This window comes from Janthinobacterium breve, assembly GCF_051380895.1.
GTDB lineage: Bacteria > Pseudomonadota > Gammaproteobacteria > Burkholderiales > Burkholderiaceae_D > Janthinobacterium.
Map to the genome: position 1 here is coordinate 234011 of NZ_JBNYXY010000004.1, position 19844 is coordinate 253854.

Annotated in this window: 27 protein-coding genes; 26 read left to right on the plus strand and 1 reads right to left on the minus strand. The window is 57.5% G+C overall.

Going from position 1 to position 19844, the window contains the following annotated elements; all coding sequences use genetic code 11:
- The first annotated feature begins 1 nt into the window (after position 1).
- The 22 genes from rplP to dsbD all read left to right on the plus strand — a co-directional run bounded on the left by rplP (position 2) and on the right by dsbD (position 12370).
- A complete protein-coding gene (rplP, locus tag ACQ4W0_RS09045; RefSeq protein ID WP_017877854.1) occupies positions 2-421 on the plus strand; it encodes a 50S ribosomal protein L16 in 420 nt (139 codons plus the stop codon).
- 12 nt (positions 422-433) lie between these two features.
- Positions 434-625 (plus strand): 50S ribosomal protein L29, encoded by a 192-nt coding sequence (rpmC, locus tag ACQ4W0_RS09050; protein ID WP_071079768.1) that lies wholly within the window; start codon positions 434-436, stop codon positions 623-625.
- On the plus strand, positions 622-894 hold the full coding sequence (gene rpsQ / locus ACQ4W0_RS09055) for a 30S ribosomal protein S17 (RefSeq protein WP_010394415.1): 273 nt from the start codon (positions 622-624) through the stop codon (positions 892-894). Before rpmC ends, rpsQ begins: the two co-directional genes overlap by 4 nt.
- Positions 895-1147: 253 nt before the next feature.
- On the plus strand, positions 1148-1516 hold the full coding sequence (gene rplN / locus ACQ4W0_RS09060; RefSeq protein ID WP_008444317.1) for a 50S ribosomal protein L14: 369 nt from the start codon (positions 1148-1150) through the stop codon (positions 1514-1516).
- Between the two features lie 9 nt (positions 1517-1525).
- Positions 1526-1840 (plus strand): 50S ribosomal protein L24, encoded by a 315-nt coding sequence (gene rplX / locus ACQ4W0_RS09065; RefSeq protein WP_034753204.1) that lies wholly within the window; start codon positions 1526-1528, stop codon positions 1838-1840.
- A gap of 6 nt (positions 1841-1846) precedes the next feature.
- The gene (gene rplE, locus ACQ4W0_RS09070) at positions 1847-2386 is read left to right on the plus strand and encodes a 50S ribosomal protein L5 (protein ID WP_010394421.1); all 540 of its coding nucleotides are present in this window, start codon (positions 1847-1849) and stop codon (positions 2384-2386) included.
- 2 nt (positions 2387-2388) lie between these two features.
- A complete protein-coding gene (gene rpsN, locus ACQ4W0_RS09075) occupies positions 2389-2694 on the plus strand; it encodes a 30S ribosomal protein S14 (RefSeq protein WP_010394423.1) in 306 nt (101 codons plus the stop codon).
- 14 nt (positions 2695-2708) lie between these two features.
- Positions 2709-3104, plus strand: a complete 396-nt coding sequence (gene rpsH / locus ACQ4W0_RS09080) for a 30S ribosomal protein S8 (protein ID WP_010394425.1) — start codon at positions 2709-2711, stop codon at positions 3102-3104.
- A 10-nt stretch (positions 3105-3114) separates the two neighbouring features.
- Positions 3115-3648: a 50S ribosomal protein L6 gene (gene rplF, locus ACQ4W0_RS09085; protein WP_034778281.1), complete on the plus strand. Its 534-nt coding sequence runs from the start codon at positions 3115-3117 to the stop codon at positions 3646-3648.
- Positions 3649-3661: 13 nt separating this feature from the next.
- A complete protein-coding gene (gene rplR / locus ACQ4W0_RS09090) occupies positions 3662-4024 on the plus strand; it encodes a 50S ribosomal protein L18 (RefSeq protein WP_071079767.1) in 363 nt (120 codons plus the stop codon).
- A 9-nt stretch (positions 4025-4033) separates the two neighbouring features.
- Positions 4034-4552: a 30S ribosomal protein S5 gene (gene rpsE, locus ACQ4W0_RS09095; RefSeq protein WP_010394433.1), complete on the plus strand. Its 519-nt coding sequence runs from the start codon at positions 4034-4036 to the stop codon at positions 4550-4552.
- 10 nt (positions 4553-4562) lie between these two features.
- Entirely contained in the window at positions 4563-4742 is a 180-nt protein-coding gene (rpmD, locus tag ACQ4W0_RS09100) for a 50S ribosomal protein L30 (protein ID WP_010394435.1), read from the plus strand.
- A gap of 30 nt (positions 4743-4772) precedes the next feature.
- Complete coding sequence (rplO, locus tag ACQ4W0_RS09105; protein WP_034753211.1) at positions 4773-5204, plus strand: 50S ribosomal protein L15; 432 nt, start codon at positions 4773-4775, stop codon at positions 5202-5204.
- A 32-nt stretch (positions 5205-5236) separates the two neighbouring features.
- Entirely contained in the window at positions 5237-6571 is a 1335-nt protein-coding gene (gene secY / locus ACQ4W0_RS09110) for a preprotein translocase subunit SecY (protein WP_010394438.1), read from the plus strand.
- An 18-nt stretch (positions 6572-6589) separates the two neighbouring features.
- Positions 6590-6808 carry a translation initiation factor IF-1 gene (infA, locus tag ACQ4W0_RS09115; protein WP_005663428.1) on the plus strand — a complete coding sequence of 73 codons (219 nt, stop codon included), beginning with the start codon at positions 6590-6592 and terminating at the stop codon, positions 6806-6808.
- Positions 6809-6850: 42 nt separating this feature from the next.
- Positions 6851-6964: a 50S ribosomal protein L36 gene (gene rpmJ / locus ACQ4W0_RS09120; RefSeq protein ID WP_010394471.1), complete on the plus strand. Its 114-nt coding sequence runs from the start codon at positions 6851-6853 to the stop codon at positions 6962-6964.
- A 14-nt stretch (positions 6965-6978) separates the two neighbouring features.
- Positions 6979-7344 (plus strand): 30S ribosomal protein S13, encoded by a 366-nt coding sequence (gene rpsM, locus ACQ4W0_RS09125; protein ID WP_046681666.1) that lies wholly within the window; start codon positions 6979-6981, stop codon positions 7342-7344.
- Positions 7345-7361: 17 nt separating this feature from the next.
- Complete coding sequence (rpsK, locus tag ACQ4W0_RS09130; protein WP_010394475.1) at positions 7362-7766, plus strand: 30S ribosomal protein S11; 405 nt, start codon at positions 7362-7364, stop codon at positions 7764-7766.
- Between the two features lie 256 nt (positions 7767-8022).
- Positions 8023-8646: a 30S ribosomal protein S4 gene (rpsD, locus tag ACQ4W0_RS09135; RefSeq protein ID WP_010394478.1), complete on the plus strand. Its 624-nt coding sequence runs from the start codon at positions 8023-8025 to the stop codon at positions 8644-8646.
- Positions 8647-8757: 111 nt separating this feature from the next.
- A complete protein-coding gene (locus ACQ4W0_RS09140; protein WP_008444343.1) occupies positions 8758-9735 on the plus strand; it encodes a DNA-directed RNA polymerase subunit alpha in 978 nt (325 codons plus the stop codon).
- Between the two features lie 134 nt (positions 9736-9869).
- Positions 9870-10262, plus strand: a complete 393-nt coding sequence (gene rplQ / locus ACQ4W0_RS09145; protein WP_010394482.1) for a 50S ribosomal protein L17 — start codon at positions 9870-9872, stop codon at positions 10260-10262.
- A gap of 158 nt (positions 10263-10420) precedes the next feature.
- Positions 10421-12370 (plus strand): protein-disulfide reductase DsbD, encoded by a 1950-nt coding sequence (gene dsbD, locus ACQ4W0_RS09150; protein ID WP_436576443.1) that lies wholly within the window; start codon positions 10421-10423, stop codon positions 12368-12370.
- Between the two features lie 72 nt (positions 12371-12442).
- Here dsbD and ACQ4W0_RS09155 read toward each other — a convergent pair whose 3' ends face one another.
- On the minus strand, positions 12443-12964 hold the full coding sequence (locus ACQ4W0_RS09155; protein ID WP_436576444.1) for a Spy/CpxP family protein refolding chaperone: 522 nt from the start codon (positions 12962-12964) through the stop codon (positions 12443-12445).
- A gap of 187 nt (positions 12965-13151) precedes the next feature.
- Between ACQ4W0_RS09155 and ACQ4W0_RS09160 the strand changes: the two genes are divergently transcribed.
- From ACQ4W0_RS09160 to ACQ4W0_RS09175, 4 genes are all read left to right on the plus strand, one after another.
- Complete coding sequence (locus tag ACQ4W0_RS09160) at positions 13152-13880, plus strand: response regulator (RefSeq protein ID WP_034753223.1); 729 nt, start codon at positions 13152-13154, stop codon at positions 13878-13880.
- Positions 13877-15235, plus strand: coding sequence for an ATP-binding protein (locus ACQ4W0_RS09165; RefSeq protein WP_436576445.1), 1359 nt, complete (start codon positions 13877-13879; stop codon positions 15233-15235). The genes ACQ4W0_RS09160 and ACQ4W0_RS09165 overlap by 4 nt, the downstream gene beginning before the upstream one ends.
- Before the next feature lie 87 nt (positions 15236-15322).
- Positions 15323-16495: an efflux RND transporter periplasmic adaptor subunit gene (locus ACQ4W0_RS09170; RefSeq protein WP_436576446.1), complete on the plus strand. Its 1173-nt coding sequence runs from the start codon at positions 15323-15325 to the stop codon at positions 16493-16495.
- On the plus strand, positions 16492-19602 hold the full coding sequence (locus tag ACQ4W0_RS09175; protein ID WP_436576447.1) for an efflux RND transporter permease subunit: 3111 nt from the start codon (positions 16492-16494) through the stop codon (positions 19600-19602). The genes ACQ4W0_RS09170 and ACQ4W0_RS09175 overlap by 4 nt, the downstream gene beginning before the upstream one ends.
- Positions 19603-19844 lie beyond the last annotated feature (242 nt).

Here is a 19844-nt window from a genome sequence, read left to right on the forward strand (position 1 = left end):
CATGCTGCAACCAGCACGCAGAAAGTATCGTAAAGAGCAGAAAGGCCGTAATACCGGTATTTCGCACAGCCGCGGCACCGCCGTGTCGTTTGGCGAATTCGGTCTGAAGGCAGTTGCGCGCGGTCGTATCACTGCGCGTCAAATTGAAGCGGCGCGTCGTGCAATGACGCGTCACATCAAGCGCGGTGGCCGTATCTGGATCCGTATCTTCCCGGACAAACCGATTTCGAACAAACCGGCTGAAGTCCGTATGGGTAACGGTAAAGGTAATCCTGAGTACTACGTCGCTGAAATTCAGCCAGGCAAAGTACTGTACGAAATGGATGGCGTTGATGAAGCGCTGGCACGGGAAGCTTTCCGTCTTGCCGCCTCTAAACTGCCACTGGCTACGACGTTTGTCGTACGTCAAGTCGGCCAATAATTGGAGTTGAATATGAAAGCAACTGAACTCCGCGGCAAAGACCAGCCAGCTCTGCAAAAAGAGCTGAATGACTTGTTGAAGGCACAGTTCGGCCTGCGTATGCAAATCGCTACGCAACAGCTGAGCAACACTTCGCAGCTCAAGAAGGTACGCCGCGATATCGCGCGTGTGAAGACGGTAATGAATCTGAAGGAAGCCAAATGAACGAACCAGTGAAACAGTCGCTCAAGCGCACGCTGATCGGTAAAGTGGTTTCGGACAAGATGGACAAGACCGTTACCGTTCTGATCGAGCGCCACGTAAAACATCCTTTGTATGGCAAGATCATCATGCGCTCGAACAAGTATCATGCGCATGACGAGACCAACCAGGTCAAAGCCGGTGATACGGTCGAGATCCAGGAAGGTCGCCCGATCTCCAAAACGAAGGCATGGACGGTGACACGTGTGGTTCAAGCCGCACCAACCGTTTAAATAAAAACCACCGTTTCGGCGGTGGGTTTTAATTAGTACTTGCAGGCCCGCAAATTGTATGTAATACTTGCGGGCTTCGTTCATGTAACGCCGCAAAGTGTCTGGTCACAGACAATAGCATTCGCGGTCAGTTGATGTATGAAGGTCATGCACCCAAACAGTGAAGCCCAGCAGGGCGGCTCTGGCGGGACCAAGACTGACCGTGGGTCTACATTGTGTGGATTCTTCGGCTTAAGTTGGGAAAGAGAATACTATGATTCAAACTGAAAGCCGGCTCGAAGTGGCTGACAATACCGGTGCCAAAGAAGTAATGTGCATCAAGGTATTGGGCGGCTCCAAGCGCCGTTATGCTGGCATTGGCGATGTGATCAAGGTGACCGTTAAGGTTGCTGCGCCACGTGGCCGTGTCAAAAAAGGTGAAATTTATAACGCCGTGGTTGTGCGCACCGCTAAAGGTGTTCGCCGCCAAGACGGTTCCCTGGTGAAGTTCGACGGCAATGCCGCCGTACTGTTGAACGCCAAGCTGGAACCGATCGGTACCCGTATTTTTGGACCTGTCACACGCGAACTGCGTACTGAGAAGTTCATGAAAATCGTGTCCCTGGCACCGGAAGTCCTGTAAGGAGTCGTAATGGATAAGATTCGTAAAAACGACGAAGTCATCGTTCTGACCGGGAAAGACAAGGGCAAACGTGGTGTGGTACAGCAGCGTATCGATGCTGAACATATCGTGGTTGACGGCATTAACATCGCTAAAAAAGCGACTAAGCCAAACCCGATGACTGGCGTAACTGGTGGTATCGTCGATAAGACCATGCCAATTCACGTGTCCAACGTTGCATTGTTTAATGCAGCGACTGGCAAGGCAGATCGCGTGGGTTTCAAAGAAGTGGACGGCAAGAAAGTTCGCATCTTTAAATCCTCCGGCGAAGTAGTGAAGGCTTAAGAAATCATGGCACGTCTCCAAGAATTCTATAAAGAAAAAGTCGTTGCCGACCTGACCAGCAAGTTTGGTTACAAGTCGGTAATGGAAGTTCCACGCCTGACCAAAATCACCCTGAACATGGGTGTTGGTGAGGCAATCGCGGATAAAAAAGTTCTCGAGCACGCAGTTGCTGACTTGACCAAGATCGCCGGCCAGAAGCCAGTGACCACCAAGTCCCGCAAAGCGATCGCAGGCTTCAAAATCCGTGAAGGTTATCCGATCGGTACGATGGTCACCCTGCGCGGCGCTCGCATGTACGAGTTCCTGGATCGCTTCATTACCGTGGCTCTGCCGCGCGTACGCGATTTCCGTGGTGTGAACGGCCGTGCATTTGATGGTCGTGGTAACTACAACATCGGTGTCAAGGAACAGATCATTTTCCCTGAAATCGAATACGACAAGATTGACGCGTTGCGCGGTATGAATATCAGCATCACGACAACCGCTAAGACCGATGACGAAGCCAAAGCTTTGCTCGCCGCCTTTAAATTCCCTTTCAGGAACTGATCATGGCCAAACTGTCACTGATTAATCGTGAGATCAAGCGTGCTGACCTGGTGGCGAAATTCGCCCCTAAGCGCGAAGCTCTCAAGGCCATCGTCGATGATCAATCGAAATCGGAAGAAGAGCGCTACGAAGCTCGCCTGAAATTGCAGGCGCTGCCACGTAACTCGAACCCGACGCGTCAACGTAATCGTTGCGCCATCACCGGTCGTCCGCGCGGCACATTCCGTAAATTCGGTCTGGGTCGTATCAAGCTCCGTGAATTCGCCATGCGTGGTGAAATTCCGGGTATGACAAAAGCAAGCTGGTAATAGGAGAATATGCAATGAGTATGAGCGATCCTATCGCCGATATGCTGACCCGCATTCGCAATGCACAAGGCGTGCAAAAGACGACCGTGGCCATGCCATCGTCGAAAGTCAAAATTGCGATTGCCAGCGTCCTGAAGGACGAGGGTTACATTGAAGATTTCGCTGTTACCGAAGCTGGTGGTAAAGCGGAACTGAAAATCGGTTTGAAGTATTATGTTGGCCGTCCCGTTATTGAGCGCTTGGAGCGCGTGTCCCGTCCGGGTCTGCGCGTCTACAAGGGTAAAGACGAGATCCCTGTTGTGATGAATGGCTTGGGTGTGGCGATCGTGTCGACTCCGCAAGGCGTCATGACTGACCGCAAAGCACGCGCTACCGGTGTCGGCGGCGAAGTTATTTGCTACGTGGCTTAAGGAGTTACACATGTCTCGAGTAGCTAAAATGCCTATCGTAGTGCCAGCTGGCGCCGAAGTCGCCATCTCCGCACAAGCGATCACCGTAAAAGGCCCGCTGGGCGTACTTTCCCAGGCCCTCACCGGCCAGGTCAAAGTAGAAAACAATGCAGGAACCCTGAGTTTCGACGTGGCGAACGACAGCCGCGAAGCCAATGCCATGTCCGGCACGCTGCGCGCACTGGTCAACAACATGGTTGTTGGCGTCACCAAGGGTTTCGAGAAAAAGCTGAACCTGGTAGGCGTGGGTTACAAGGCGCAAGCTCAAGGCGACAAGTTGAATCTGTCCCTGGGTTTCTCGCACCCTGTAGTACATGACATGCCAGCTGGCGTTACCTGCGCAACACCAACCCCGACCGAGATCCTGATTAAAGGTATCGACCGTCAACAGGTTGGCCAGGTAGCCGCTGAAGTTCGTGCTTACCGCGCTCCTGAGCCTTATAAAGGCAAGGGCGTTCGCTATGCGGACGAAGTGGTTAAGCTTAAAGAAACCAAGAAGAAGTAATTAGGGGCTGACGATGGATAAGAAAGAATCACGGCTTCGCCGCGGACGCCAAACCCGCATCAAGATTGCGGAATTGAAAGTAAATCGCTTGTCGGTGCATCGCACCAACCTGCACATTTACGCCAACCTGATCAGCCCGGATGCAAAAATCCTGGTTTCGGCCTCGACGGCTGAAGCGGAAGTTCGCGCTGAACTGGCAGGCCAATCCGGCAAAGGCGGCAATGCCGCTGCTGCAGCCTTGATCGGCAAGCGCGTCGCTGAAAAAGCGTTGAAAGCAGGGATTACCGAAGTTGCGTTTGACCGCTCCGGTTTCCGTTACCACGGCCGTGTGAAAGCGTTGGCAGAAGCCGCACGCGAAGCCGGTCTGAAGTTCTAAGGATCAATCATGGCAAAAATGCAAGCAAAAATGCAAAGCGACAAGCCGGATGATGGCATGCGCGAAAAAATGATCGCGATCAACCGCGTGACCAAAGTGGTCAAGGGTGGTCGTATCATGGGTTTCGCCGCGCTGACCGTAGTTGGTGATGGCGATGGCCGCGTCGGCATGGGCAAGGGCAAATCGAAAGAAGTGCCAGTTGGCGTGCAGAAGGCAATGGAAGAAGCTCGTCGCAACCTGATCAAAGTGCCGCTCAAAAACGGTACCTTGCATCACACGGTTGTTGGTCGTCACGGCGCCTCCAAGGTCCTGATGAACCCAGCTAAGCCTGGTACTGGCGTTATCGCTGGTGGCGCCATGCGCGCTATCTTCGAAGTGATGGGCGTGACGGACGTGGTGGCGAAATCCACCGGTTCGAACAACCCATACAACCTGGTACGCGCTACGCTGGACGGCCTGTCGAAAATGAGCACTGCTTCCGATATCGCTGCCAAACGCGGCAAGTCGGTCGAAGACATTCTGGCTTAAGGTGGACAAAATGACAAACACAGTCAAAGTGCAATTGGTCAAGGGCTTGATCGGTACGCGCGAATCGCATCGCGCTACCGTGCGCGGTCTGGGTCTGCGTCGTGTAAATTCGGTTTCCGAATTGCAAGACACCCCATCCGTACGCGGCATGATCAATAAAGTATCGTATCTCGTTAAAGTTGTCGGGTAAGCCTTCGGGCTTACACGAACGGAGCAAATCATGGAATTGAATACTATTGCACCAGCCGAAGGCGCTAAGCATTACAAGCGTCGCGTCGGTCGCGGTATCGGCTCCGGCCTGGGTAAAACCTCGGGTCGTGGTCACAAAGGTCAGAAATCGCGTTCGGGCGGCTTTCATAAAGTCGGTTTCGAAGGCGGTCAGATGCCTCTGCAACGCCGTCTGCCTAAGCGCGGTTTCAAATCGATGCACGCAACCTTCAAAGCTGAAGTGCGCCTGTCCGATCTGAACAACCTGGCGGTTGGCGATGTCGACATTCTGGTCTTGAAGCAAGCTGGCGTTCTGGGCGTGTTGGCCCGTGACGTGCGCGTGATCTTGTCCGGCGAAATCACCAAAGCGGTGAATTTGAAGGGCTTGAAAGTGTCCGCTGGCGCGAAAGCAGCCATCGAAGCAGCCGGCGGCTCGGTAGCCTGAGTTGACCGCTAACAGCTTGATCGGAGCGAAAATTGGCGACTAATCCACAACTTGCTAAAAGTGCAGCGGCCGGTTTCCCTTGGGGACGGCTCTGGTTTTTGCTTGGCGCATTGGTGGTTTATCGTATCGGTGCTCACGTCCCGGTTCCCGGGATTGACCCGACACAATTAGCCTCGCTGTTCAAGGAGCACGAAGGCGGCGTCCTGGGCATGTTCAACATGTTCTCGGGCGGTGCCTTGTCTCGTTTTACAGTGTTTGCGCTGGGTATCATGCCTTATATCTCGGCCTCGATCATCATGCAATTGCTGTCGATCGTGTCACCGCAGATGGAAGCGTTGAAAAAAGAAGGCGAAGCAGGTCGTCGCAAGATCACCCAGTACACCCGGTATTTCACGGTTGCCCTGGCACTGTTCCAAGCGTTAGGCATTGCAGTCGCACTGGAGTCGCAAGCTGGTCTGGTGTTGGAACCTGGTCTTGCATTCCGCTTCGTGACGGTCGTCACTTTGTTGACCGGAACAATGTTTTTGATGTGGTTGGGTGAGCAAATTACCGAGCGTGGTTTGGGTAATGGCATCTCGATCATCATTTTTGCCGGGATTGCAGCAGGTCTGCCGTCGGCGTTGGGTGGCTTGTTCACTCAGGTGTCGAATGGTTCGATCGGTAGCTTCAGCGCGATTTTCATCGTGATCCTGGTAGCACTGGTAACGTACTTCGTCGTATTCGTCGAACGTGGTCAGCGCAAAATATTGGTCAATTACGCGAAGCGCCAGGTAGGCAACAAGATTTATGGCGGTCAAACCAGCCATTTGCCGTTGAAGCTGAACATGGCCGGCGTGATCCCGCCGATCTTTGCTTCTTCGATCATCTTGTTTCCGGCCACTATCGTGGACTGGTTTTCAAAGGGCGCCGACAACGCTAACCCTGCGGTGCGGTTCTTGAAAGATTTGGCAGCATCGATGGGGCCTGGTGAGCCTATCCATGCGCTGTTGTACGCAGTGGCGATCGTGTTTTTCTGTTTCTTCTATACAGCGCTGGTCTTTAACAGCAAGGAAACAGCAGATAACTTGAAGAAAAGCGGTGCGTTCATTCCCGGGATTCGTCCAGGCGAGCAGACAGCCCGTTACATCGACAAGATCCTGACACGCTTGACACTTGCCGGCGCAGTCTACATCACCCTGGTGTGTTTATTGCCGGAATTTATGCAAGCCCAGTGGAAAGTACCATTCTATTTCGGCGGTACTTCTTTATTGATTATTGTAGTTGTCACCATGGATTTCATGGCGCAAGTACAGAACTACGTGATGTCGCAGCAATATGATTCGCTGCTGCGCAAAGCAAATTTCAAGGGCGGAATTCCGACGCGTTAAGCGCGGTAAACATACCGAATGGCAAAAGACGACGTCATACAGATGCAGGGCGAGATTCTTGAGAATCTCCCAAATGCAACATTTCGAGTGAAGCTGGAGAACGGACACGTGGTGCTCGGGCATATTTCGGGTAAAATGCGGATGAACTATATTCGCATTCTCCCTGGAGACAAGGTGACGGTGGAGTTGACGCCGTACGACCTGAGCCGAGCCCGCATTGTGTTCCGTACTAAGTAACACACTGAATCAAACCAAAGAAGCGAAAGAAAGAGCCCCAAAATGAAAGTTCTCGCATCAGTCAAGCGGATCTGCCGCAACTGCAAGATCATCAAGCGCAAAGGCGTAGTCCGCGTAATCTGCGTGGAACCACGTCACAAGCAGCGTCAAGGTTAATCGAGGAATAACAAATGGCACGTATTGCAGGGGTTAATATCCCAAATCATCAGCATACCGTTATCGGCCTGACGGCCATCTACGGTGTGGGCCGTCCACGCGCAGAGAAAATCTGTGCATCGACCGGTGTAGCAACCAACAAAAAGATCAAAGATCTGGATGACAGCGAACTGGAAAAACTGCGCGATGAAGTAGGTAAATTCATCGTCGAAGGCGATCTGCGTCGTGAATTGTCCATGAACATCAAGCGTTTGATGGATCTGGGTTGCTACCGCGGCATGCGTCATCGTAAGGGTTTGCCTTGCCGTGGCCAGCGTACGCGTACGAACGCACGTACCCGCAAGGGACCGCGTAAAGCCGCTCAATCGCTGAAAAAATAATCCGCTAGGGAATAATTATGGCTAAGTCGCAAAATAACGCCGCATCAGCACGCGTGCGTAAAAAAGTTAAAAAGAACGTCGCTGAAGGCATTGCACATGTCCACGCTTCGTTCAATAACACCATCATTACCATCACCGATCGTCAAGGCAATGCCTTGTCGTGGGCTACCTCCGGCGGTGCAGGCTTCAAGGGTTCGCGTAAATCGACCCCATTCGCAGCGCAGGTCGCCGCGGAAGCCGCTGGTAAAGTGGCTGTTGAGTGTGGCGTCAAGAACCTGGAAGTACGTATCAAGGGCCCAGGTCCTGGTCGTGAATCCGCCGTTCGCGCGCTGAACAACCTGGGCATCAAGATCACCGAGATCCAGGACGTGACGCCGGTACCGCACAACGGTTGCCGTCCACCGAAACGTCGTCGTATCTAAGATAGTGTTGCAGAGGGCGCTTCGGCGCCAGCTGCTTTTCTGTCTGTTGTATTAAGTACAGTTATGTGAAATTGCTGGAGCAGGGAGCCGGAAACGGTTATACTGCCCGGCTGTTCTTGCCTGTCAAATTCAATTTGGCGGGTTTTTCGTTTTCAGCCACCGTCTGATTGAAGCTGAGTCAGACTAGCGCCTAACCGCAGCAGCGTGTTTGATCATGCATGTGGCTGGGGCGTTATCATTAAAAAAAGGAAGTATCGTGGCACGTTATATCGGACCTAAAGCAAAACTCTCCCGCCGTGAAGGTACTGACCTGTTCCTGAAGAGCGCACGTCGCTCGCTGGACAGCAAGTGCAAACTGGATGTCAAACCAGGCCAGCACGGTGTCAAATCCGGCGCCCGCACCTCGGACTACGGTAACCAACTGCGCGAAAAGCAAAAAGTAAAACGCATGTACGGCGTGCTGGAACGTCAATTCCGCCGCTACTTTGCTGAAGCAGACCGTCGTAAAGGCAACACCGGCGAAACGCTGTTGAAGTTGCTGGAAACGCGTCTGGACAACGTTTGCTACCGCATGGGCTTTGGCTCGACCCGCGCTGAAGCGCGTCAATTGGTCAGCCACAAAGCGTTCACCGTGAACGGTATCGTTGTCAACATCGCTTCGTACGCGGTCAAAGTTGGCGACATCGTTGCTGTTCGTGAAAAATCGAAAAAGCAAGTGCGTATCGTTGAAGCACTGTCGCTGGCTGAACAAGTTGGTATGCCTAGCTGGGTTTCGGTTGATGCCAAGAAAATGGAAGGCACCTTCAAGTCCCTGCCAGAGCGTAACGAAATCGCTAACGACGTCAACGAATCGCTGATCGTCGAGCTGTACTCGCGTTAATAGTAGTCAGTAGCAAGATCTCCGCCCACTTTGCTTTTGTGAAGTGGGCGTTTCACTAATGCCATCAGCCTTATCGGTGTAATGAGCCGAGGGTATTGAAAAGGACATTTCATGCAAAACAGTTTGTTGAAGCCACGTATTATCGATGTTGAAGCTCTCGGTGCAGGTCACGCCAAAGTCGTGATGGAACCGTTCGAGCGCGGCTATGGCCACACATTGGGTAACGCGTTGCGCCGCGTTCTGCTGTCGTCGATGGTAGGCTACGCGCCGACCGAAGTGACGATCGCTGGCGTCGTCCACGAATATTCCTCCCTCGATGGCGTGCAAGAAGACGTCGTCGATTTGTTGCTGAACTTGAAGGGTGTGGTTTTCAAAGTCCATAACCGCGATTCGGTAACCCTGACCCTGAAAAAAGAAGGCGAAGGCGCGATCCTGGCCTCCGACATCGACCTGCCGCATGACGTCGAACTGATCAACCCTGACCACGTGATCGCCCACCTGACCGCTGGTGGCAAGCTGGACATGCAGATCAAGGTTGAAAAAGGCCGCGGCTACGTTCCTGGTAACGTGCGTCGCCTGTCGGAAGACACGAACAAGACCATCGGCCGCATCATCCTGGATGCGTCGTTCTCGCCAGTGCGCCGTGTATCGTACTTCGTTGAATCGGCTCGCGTCGAACAACGTACCGACCTGGACAAGCTGATCATCAACATCGAAACCAACGGCGTGATCTCGCCGGAAGAAGCGATCCGCCAGTCGGCCCGCGTCCTGGTGGATCAGTTGAATGTGTTCGCTGCCCTGGAAGGCACGGAAGCTGCCGCCGAAGCGCCATCGCGCGCTCCGCTGGTCGATCCTATCCTGTTGCGTCCAGTCGACGACCTGGAGTTGACCGTGCGTTCGGCGAACTGCCTGAAAGCGGAAAACATCTACTACATCGGCGACCTGATCCAACGTTCGGAAAACGAACTGCTGAAAACGCCAAACCTGGGCCGCAAGTCCCTGAACGAAATCAAGGAAGTGCTGGCATCGCGCGGCTTGACCTTGGGCATGAAGCTGGAAAACTGGCCGCCTGCAGGCCTGGAAAAGTAATTCGTAGTTGTAGCAAACTGCCTGGGACAGGTGTCTCAGGCTTTTATTTTTGAAGTAACAAACCGGCCCGCGATGTTGCACTAGCTTCATCGATCGAAGAGCTGGAATTTAAACACTCACCGAAAGGATTTATCATGCGTCACGGTCACGGCCTCCGTAAACTGAATCGTACCTCGTCCCACCGTCTGGCAATGCTGCGCAACATGACAGTATCGCTGCTGCGTCACGAAGCGATCAAAACCACCCTGCCAAAAGCAAAAGAACTGCGCCGCGTTGTCGAGCCAATTCTGACCCTGGGCAAAACTGACTGCCTGGCAAACAAGCGTCTGGCCTTCAACCGCCTGCGCGATCGTGAAATGGTCTTGAAGCTGTTCGCTGAACTGGGCCCACGTTACGCCAACCGTAATGGCGGCTATGTGCGTATCCTGAAAATGGGTTTCCGCGTCGGCGACAACGCTCCTATGGCGTTCGTTGAACTGATGGATCGTCCAGATACGACCGAAGCAGTTGAAATCGCTGGCGAGTAATCCCAGTAATTGCATCTGAGAAAGCCAGGCCTAGCCTGGCTTTTTTGTTTTCTGCTGCAGCCATTCCTACCGCAGTGTACTATTCTCCTTTCGCGCCGGCCCGGCACAAGCGCTGCCTGCTCCGCGCGTCCTCTGTCGAATGGTCGAAAAGGTAGTTCATGTCCCGTTTCCCCTCCAGCGCCACTGCGCGCGCCGCGCCACGCCATCCATTGCTTATTTGGTTTGCTGCCTGTTTCTTCCTGTTGGTCGCCGTTTTTGGCGCCGGCCATGCCCGTGCCGACGATGAATTCCTCGATCCCGAACTGGCGTTCAAGTTTTCCGCCCGCATGCAGGACCCGTCCACCATTGCCGTCACCTATGTGATTGCCGATGGTTACTATATGTACCACGAGCGCTTCAAGTTCGACGCCGTGGGTGCCAAGCTGGGCACGCCCGTGTATCCGGCCGGCAAGGTCAAGTTCGACGAGACCTTCCAGAAGGACGTGGAAACGTTCCGCAAGACCCTCACCATCACGATTCCCGTGCAGGCCGCTGGCGCCTTCACCCTGAAGGCGACGGGACAGGGTTGTTCTGACAAGGGCCTGTGCTATGCGCCGCAGGATGCCACGGCCCAGCTGGTGGGTGGTGGCGGCGGCCAGAGCATGGCGCCTGGCGGCGTGGCATCGAAGTTCGCCTTGCCGGCCGCGCCAGCAGTCGACACGGCGGCCGTCAACGGCCCGCAGGCGCAAGCGTCGCCTGGGGTGTCCGTGATGAGTATCGCCAATCCCGATATCACGGCCACGCCCGACCCGGTGGCGGTGGCGCCCGTGGTGGTGGCTCCTGCGCCGGCGCAAAACGAGCTGGGCAAGATCGAATCGGCCCTGAAGGGCGGCAAGCTGCTGGTCATCGTGCCCCTGTTCATGTTGCTGGGCCTGGGGCTGGCGTTCACCCCGTGCGTGCTGCCGATGGTGCCGATTTTGTCGTCGATCATCATCGGCGATGGCGCCAAGGTCAGCCGCTCGCGTGGCTTGCTGTTGTCGCTGACGTACGCGCTGGGCATGGCCATCGTCTACACGGCGCTGGGCGTAGCGGCCGGCCTGGCGGGCGAAGGCCTGGCGGCCAAGCTGCAAAATCCGTGGGTGCTGGGCTTTTTCGCCTTGCTGATGGCGGGTCTCGCGCTGTCGATGTTCGGCTTTTATGAGTTGCAAGTGCCGGCTTTCCTGCAAGGCAAGCTGACGTCCGTGTCGAACCAGCAGTCTTCGGGCCGCCTGGCGGGCGTGTTCGTCATGGGCGCCATTTCCGCCCTGATCGTGGGGCCATGCGTGGCCGCGCCGCTGGCCGGCGCCTTGCTGTACATCAGCCAGACGCGCGACGTCGTCATCGGCGGCAGCGCACTGTTCGCCATGGCCGTGGGCATGAGCGTGCCCTTGCTGTTGGTGGGTGTTTCGGCCGGCACCTTGCTGCCCCGTGCCGGTGCCTGGATGGACGCCGTCAAGCGCTTCTTTGGCGTGCTGCAACTGGGCGTGGCCTGGTGGCTGGTTTCGCCCGTGCTGCCGGGTGCCGTGCAGATGCTGGGTTGGACGGTGCTGTTCGTCGGTTACGGCATGTATCTGCTGGTGGGCAAGAGTGGCGCGAAGAACGCCTGGGTGGCCAAGGCCTTCGGCCTGGTGTTTGCCGTGCTGGGCGTGCTGCAACTGGTCGGCGTGGCCAGCGGTGGCCGCGACCCGCTGGCGCCGCTGGCGCACCTGGGCGGTGGCCAGGTACACGCGCAGCCGTTTACGCGCGTGAAAACCGTGGCGCAGCTCGACGCGGCGCTGGCGCGGCTCAATGGCAAGCCGGCCTTGCTGGACTTTTATGCGGACTGGTGCGTGTCTTGCATCGAAATGGAAAAGCTGACCTTTGTCGATCCCGCCGTGCGCGAGAAGATGGGGCAAGCCGTGTTGCTGCAAGTGGACGTGACGGCCAATGACGCCGACGACAAGGCCATGCTGAAGCGTTTCCAGCTGTTCGGCCCGCCTGGCATCATCATGTTCAACCCGCAGGGGCAGGAGATTGCCCAGTCGCGCGTGATCGGTTTCCAGAATGCATCAACTTTCTTGACGTCATTGCGCAAGCTCGAGGGACAGTAAGCGTTTACTTGTCTCGTCAATAAGAAAAAGCCTGCATTGCAGGCTTTTTCACTTCTTGCGTACCGCTAAGACTTAACCCGCTTTGGGATGCTCCTGCATGCCGTGGTGAGCACCGCGGTGGCCACCGTGCTTGCCGCCAGGCACGCTGTCGTCAAACACTTTTTTTTGCTCCGGCGTCAGCACGGCATAGAAGGTTTTCAGCGAGGCCAAACGGCTTTCCTGTCCGGCGATGCGTTCCTTCGACATGGCGATCCATTGTTCCATGCGTTCCGGCGCCGACAGCTTGGCCATCGCTTCGCGCTTGGCCTTCCAGTCGCCCATCGGTTTTTTCGGCGCATTGGCGGCCGTGAAAGTGGCCCAGGCCGGTTCCTGCGCGGCTGTCAGCTTCAGCTTGTCGTGCAGACGGGCCTGGTATTTGGCCATGCGCTCGGCAGGGTTGCCGCCGCGGTGGCCATCATGTTGCATCTTGCTGCTGGCGGCAGGCGCGCTGGCGGCCGCTTCCTGGGCGTGGACGGTCAGCGATGCCGCACCCATGCCGAGTACGCTCATGGCGATGATCAGATTCTTGCGCAAGGTTGTCATTGAGGCGTTCATCTGGATTCCTTTGTAAAAGATGAGGGATGTACATGTTGCTGCACATGAATCCATGTTGGACGTGCCATGTTTCCCCGAAGTGTCCGCTGCCCGGCAGTTTGTATCTATATGTTTCTTCGGGTCTCCTATATACAAGACGATACAAATGCGCTGTGCAAGGGTGGGGGAAGTGGGGATAATTCGTACCATGGAACCCACTTCTACAATTCTCATCGTCGACGATGACCGCGACATCCGCAGCTTGCTGGCGGACTACCTGGAAACGAACGCCTACCGCACCCTGGGCGCGGCAGATGGCACGGCCATGTGGAAAATTCTCGATGAAACGCGGCCCGACCTGATCGTGCTCGATTTGAACCTGCCTGGCGACGACGGCCTGACCTTGTGCCGCAAACTGCGTGCCCAATCGACGGTGCCGGTGATTATGTTGACGGCGCGCAATGAACCGCTGGACCGCATCCTGGGCCTGGAAATGGGCGCCGACGATTATTTACCGAAACCGTTCGAGCCCCGTGAACTGCTGGCGCGCATACGCAGCGTGTTGCGCCGCAGCCATGCCATGCCGTCGAACGTGCCGTCGGACAAGGCGCAGCAAATCCGCTTTTCCGGCTGGACCCTGGACTTGACGGCGCGCCACCTGCTCAATCCCAGCGGCCTGGTGATCATGCTGTCGGGCGCGGAATTCCGTTTGCTGCGCGTGTTCCTGGAACACCCGAACCGCGTGCTCAACCGCGACCAGTTGCTGAACCTGACGCAGGGACGCGACGCCGACCCGTTCGACCGTTCGATCGATATCCAGATCAGCCGCCTGCGGCAAAAACTCGGTGAAGATGCCCGTTTGCCGCAAATCATCAAGACTGTGCGCAATGGCGGCTACGTGCTGGCCGGCCAGGTCAATGTGGAGCCGCACGCGTGAAGGCCTTTCTGGGGTCGATGACGGGCCGCGTATTCATGTTTCTGCTGATCGGCATCGTCGCTTCGGCCGCGCTGACGCAGTGGCTGGCCGTGGGCGAACGCCAGCGTGCCATCGAGCAATACCGCGACTACCACGCCGTCGAGCGGGCCGAGCAGCTGGTGATGGCGGCCGACGTGGTGCCGCTGGCCTCGCGCGCCGCTTACCTGAAAGTGGCCAACAAGGGGAGTGTGCGCCTGGAACTGCGTCCCGCGACGGAGCACGCACCCGGCGCGCCGACGGAATTTTCCAGCGCCCTGCAAGCCAAGCTGGGCGAGGGTTTCAAGGTCAGCGCGCTGGCTGAACGCCCGGCCGCCTGCATCCAGCCGCGCCAGTCGCCGGGCATGTTCGGCGCCAAGCCATGGGGCGGTACCTGTGAAAACCTCGACGTGCGCATGCAGGACGGCCACGTGCTGCGCCTGATGGTCTTGCCGCCACGCCAGCAACCGCCGTTCAATGAACATAACGACTGGATGACGCTGCTGCCTTTCCTGATCAGCATCGCCATCCTCGCTTACCTGGTCACGCGCATGACCATGCGCCCGCTCAAGCAATTGGCGCAGGCGGCGAAAGACCTGGGTAACGACATCAACCATCCGCCGCTGACCTTGTCGGGGGCCAGCGAGATCCGCCAGGCCAGCGCCGCCTTCAATGCCATGCAGGCGCGCATACGTCAGCACATTTCCCAACGTACACAAATGCTGGCTGCCATCACGCATGATTTGCAAACGCCGCTGACACGCTTGCGCCTGCGCCTGGAAAAAGTGGCCGATACAGAGTTGTATGAGCGCCTGGTGGGTGACCTGTCGGCCATGCAGAGCATGGTCAAGGAAGGGCTGGACCTGGCCCGCTCGATGGATAGCACGGAGGCGATGCAGGCACTCGATCTCGACTCCCTGCTCGACAGCGTCTGTTCGGACGCGGCCGATGCCGGCCAGAATGTGACCCTGGCCGGGCAGGCCAGCATGGCTTTGATGGCCCGTCCCATCGCCATGCGGCGCTGCCTGGTGAACTTGATCGACAATGCCGTCAAATATGGTCTGTACGCGCAGGTAACCGTCGAGCGCATCGCCGGCACGGCCCGTATCCTCATCCGCGACGGCGGACCGGGTATTGCGCCAGATCAACTGGCCAAGGTATTCGAACCGTTTTACCGCATCGAAACCTCGCGTTCGCGCGAATCGGGCGGCACGGGTCTGGGTCTGACCATCGCGCGCAACATCGCCGAGCAGCATGGCGCCACGGTTTTGCTGGCCAATCATGTCGACGGTGGACTGGAAGTTACCCTGATCGTGCCAGAGTATTACGCTGGAAAGTGAGCATTTCCGTGCGACAATATTGTGCTTTATTCCCCCTGGCAACTACATTCAACCTGCAGCCCTGCGCTGCAACAGCATGACAGAACAATGAAAAAGACTAGCCTGGCAATCCTCGTGGGTGCGGCCCTGTGTATCGGTGGCGGTATCTGGTATTTCAATCATCAGTCCGGCGTGGCGGCCGGTGGGCAGGATGGCAAAGGGGGCAAGGGCGGGCAGGGACCGACGACGGTGAGCGTGGTCGCGCCGCTGCGCCAGGATGTGCCGATGGTGTTGCAAGCCAATGGCAGCGTGATGCCGATCAGCAGCGTCGACCTGCATCCGCAGACGACCAGTACGATTACCAAGGTGCACATCCGCGAAGGCCAGTTCGTCAAACAGGGCGAGCTGATGTTCACGCTGGACGCCCGCAGCGAGCACGCGAACGTCGACAAGGCGCAGGCGCAAGTCTTGCGCGACCGCGCCTCGGTGCTGGACCTCGAACGCCAACTCAAGCGCAGCCAGGATTTGCTGAGCAAGAACTTCATCGCCCAGGGCGCCGTAGATACCCTGCAAAGCCAGCTCGATGCGGCACGCGCCTTGCTGGCCGCCGACCAGGCCGCCTTGCGCGCCGCCCAGGTCGACTCCAGCTACACCATCCTGCGTGCGCCGCAGGGGGGCCGCGTGGGCGCCATCGGCGTCTACGCGGGCAGCCTGGTGCAGCCGACCACGTCCCTGACCAGCATCACCCAGCTCGACCCGATCGATGTGGTCTTCACCTTGCCGGAAAGCAGTCTGTCGGGCTTGCTGGCGGCGCAAAAGGCGGGCGAGGTGGCGGTCAAGGCGCTGCTGGCCGATGCCGGTGGCAAGCAGCTCGATGGCAAACTGAACTTTATCGACAATGCCGTCGATCCCGCCACGGGCGTGATCAAGATCAAGGCCCGGTTCAATAATGCTGGCACCGACCTGTGGCCTGGTCAGTATGTGAATACGCAACTGACGGTGCGCACACTCAAGGATGCGCTGGTCATCCCGCAAAACGCCATCATCACCAATACCACGGGCATCTTCGTGTATTCGATGGAAGCGGACAACACCGCCAAGGTGCGCAAGATTGCCCGCGTGTATGCGTTCGGCCCGAATGCCGTCGTCACCGGATTGAACGGCGATGAAAAAGTCATCGTCGATGGCAAGCAGAACCTGCGTCCGGGCGGCAAGGTGCGCCTGGCGGAAAAACACAAGGCCGCCGATGGCGCCGTCGTACCGCAAGGCAAGCCAGCATGAACCTGTCCGAACTGAGCATTCGCCGCCCCGTCATGGTGGTGCTGTTGTCCCTGAGCATCATCCTGGCCGGCGTGCTGGCGTATGGCCATATTCCCGTGGCGGCTTTGCCGAGCTATAACACGCCCGTCATCAACGTCAGCGCCGATCTGGCCGGCGCCAGCCCCGATACCATGGCCTCCTCCGTGGCCTTGCCGCTGGAAAAGCAGTTTTCCACCATCGCCGGCTTGAGCCTGATCACCTCCACGAGTACCCTGGGCAATACTTCGTTGACCCTGGAGTTTGACGCCAGCATCAATGTCAACGAGGCCGCTGTCGACGTGCAGGCGGCCCTGCTGCGCGCGCAGCGCCAGTTGCCCACGGAAATGACGGATTTGCCATCCTACCGCAAGGTTAATCCGGCCGATGCGCCCGTGTTGTTCATCCAGATGACGTCGCCATCGCTGAATTTGTCGGATCTGAATGATTATGCGGAAAACCTGATCGCGCCCAGCCTGTCGACCCTGCCTGGCGTGGCCCAGGTCAGCGTGAATGGCCAGAAACGCTTCGCCGTGCGCGTGCGTGCCCGTGCCGACCTGATGAACGCGCGCAACCTGACCATGGACGAGCTGGCCACCGCACTGCGCGCGTCGAACACGAATTCGCCGCTGGGCATCCTCGACGGTCCCAGCCAGACGTTGACCATCCAGGGCAACCCGCAGATGATGAAGGCGGCCGATTTTGCCGAACTCATCGTCGCCACGCGCAATGGCCAACCCGTGCGCCTGAAGGAAGTGGCCGAGGTGGAAGACAGTTTCCAGTCGACCAAGACGGCCGGCAGTTTCAATGGCGAGCGCTCGATCACCTTGCTGGTGCAGCGCCAACCGGATGCCAATACGGTGCAAGTGGTCGATGCCGTGCGCAAGCTCTTGCCGGGTTTCAAGGCGCAATTGCCTGCTTCCATCCAGATCAGTCTGGTCAACGACCGTTCCGTCTCGATTCGCGAAGCCATTCACGACGTCAACCTGACCCTGGCCCTGACGGTGATCTTGGTGGTGCTGGTGATTTTCCTGTTCCTGCACCGCGCGGCGGCCACCTTCATTCCGGCCGTCACCATGCCGATTTCACTGCTCGGTGCGCTGGCCCTGCTGTACTGGCTCGGCTATAGCCTCGACAACGTTTCCCTGCTGGGCATTACCCTGGCCGTGGGCCTGGTGGTCGACGATGCCATCGTGGTGCTGGAAAACATCGTGCGCCATATCGAGATGGGCAAGAAGCCGATCCAGGCGGCCCTGGTGGGCGCCAAGGAAATGGGCTTTACCATCATTTCGATTTCCGTCTCGCTGGTGGCCGTGTTCATCCCCATCTTCTTCATGCCGGGCGTGATCGGCTTGCTGTTCCACGAGTTTGCCGTCGTCGTCTCGCTGTCCATCCTCGTGTCGGCCATCGTGTCGCTGACCCTGGTGCCGATGCTGGCCAGCCGCTTCCTGCCGGCCGAGACGCGCGAACACAATGACAGCGACCCCACGCATGGCGAAAAGTCCTTCATCGGCCGCCACTTCGAGGCGGGTTTCACGAAATTGCGCAATGCTTACGTGCATCTGCTCGACAAGGCCCTGGCGCACCGCAACGTGGTCCTGTTCATCGCCGTGTGCACGTTCGCGCTGACGGTGCTGCTGTACGCCACCATTCCAAAAGGCTTCTTCCCCGAGGAAGACCTGGGCCAGATCCAGGTGAATACGGAAGCGTCGGAGGATATTTCCTCGGCGGCATTGCAGGACTTGCAAGCCCGCGTGGCGGCCGTGCTCAAGGCGGACCCCAGCGTACAGGATGTGACCTCGTTCGTCGGCGGTGGTAACACGGGCCGCATGTTCATGGTCCTGAAGCCGCGCAGCGAACGGCCGAAAATGCCCGTGGTGCTGGAAAACCTGCGCCGCGCGACGAGCGCCGTGCCCGGCATGGCCGTGTATTTCCGTCCCGTGCAAAACTTGCAGCTGGGCGGGCGCCAGAGCAAGAGCCGCTACCAGTACACCTTGCAAAGCGTCAGTCCCGATGTCTTGAATGACTGGGCGGAAAAGTTTATTGCGGGCATGCGTGCCGATCCCGCTTTCCGCGACGTCACCAGCGATTCGCAGATCAAGGGCTTGCAGGCGTCCCTGCGGATCGACCGCGACAAGGCCAATCTGCTGGGCGTGCAAATGTCCGATATCCGCACGGCCCTGTACAGCGCCTTTGGCGAGCGGCAAGTGTCGACCATCTATTCCTCGGCAGCGAGCTATTACGTGATCCTGGAAGCGGCCACGCCGGACCGCCAGTATGACGATGCGCTCACGCGCGTGTCCGTGCGCAGCAAGTCGGGTGAGCTGGTGAAACTGTCGAGTATTGCCTATGTGGAACGCACCATCGGTCCCACGGCCGTCAATCACCAGGGGCAGCTGCAGGCCGTCACGATTGCCTTCAACCTGGCGCCGGACGTGCCGCTGGGCATCGCCACGGGCAAGATTGACGTGATGGGCAAGGAAATGAGCTTGCCGGCCTCCATCATCACGCGCTACGGCGGCGATGCGGCCGTATTCCAGGATTCGCAGTCCAGCCAGATCATCCTCATCATCGCCGCGCTGGCCGTGATCTATGTGCTGCTCGGTGTCCTGTACGAAAGCTACATCCACCCGCTGACCATCCTGGCCGGCTTGCCGTCGGCGGCCGTGGGCGCCTTGCTGACCTTGCGCCTGTTCGGCATGGACCTGACCATGATCGCCATCATCGGTATTTTGATGCTGATCGGTATCGTCAAGAAAAACGCCATCATGATGATCGACTTTGCCCTGCATGCGCAGCGTAACGAGGGTATGAGCCCGCCTGAAGCCATCCGTCAGGCTTGCATCCTGCGTTTCCGCCCCATCATGATGACGTCGGCGGCGGCCCTGATGGGCGCCTTGCCCATCGCCCTGGGCCTGGGCGCCGGCGCCGAGCTGCGCCAGCCGCTGGGCCTGGCCGTGGTCGGCGGATTATTGTTTTCACAAGTCATTACCCTGTTCATCACCCCCGTCATCTATTTATTCCTGGACAAGTACAGCGGCACGGGGCCGGTGACGGACGAGCAACTGGTAGCACTCGACAACAAGGCTTGAGCGCTTGCGTGACCCGTGGCCGGCGCCCCCTTCCTGTGTGAATGGGGCGCCGGTTTTGTATGGGCAGTGATACATACGGTAACAACCGTCAAGGGGCGGCTCGGGTACTCTGGATACCGCTGCAAGGAATGTCGCTATCCTGTACGCTTCGGGTAGGCAATGCCGAGGAAGTGTTCCCAAAAGCAAGGGACTCTGGCACTATGGCTGCCCTGTAATGTTATTTCTTCGCTACACAGAAAGCA